Below are 216 nucleotides of genomic sequence, written 5' to 3'. Positions count from 1 at the left end.
CGCTGGCCGCCGTTCTGCACGATCTTAATCAGGCGTGTCGCTATGCGACGCATCTGATTGCGCTGCGTGACGGAAAAATTGTTGCCGAGGGTGCGCCGAAAGAGATCGTCACCGCGCAGCTTATTGAAAAAATCTATGGTCTGCGCTGTATGATTATCGACGATCCGGTTGCCGGAACGCCGTTAGTGGTGCCGCTTGGGCGTACACCGAAAATTC

General features: G+C 55.1%; 1 pseudogene. It reads left to right on the top strand.

Annotated elements, in window-relative coordinates:
• A pseudogene (locus tag FDW87_RS21525) lies at positions 1-216 on the top strand (iron-enterobactin transporter ATP-binding protein); the annotation flags it as partial.

It is taken from the genome of Citrobacter sp. wls826 (assembly GCF_005281245.1).
Classification (GTDB): domain Bacteria; phylum Pseudomonadota; class Gammaproteobacteria; order Enterobacterales; family Enterobacteriaceae; genus Citrobacter; species Citrobacter braakii.
The sequence above is the reverse complement of the archived record's forward strand: the minus strand, read 5'-3'. Positions and strand labels throughout refer to the sequence as shown.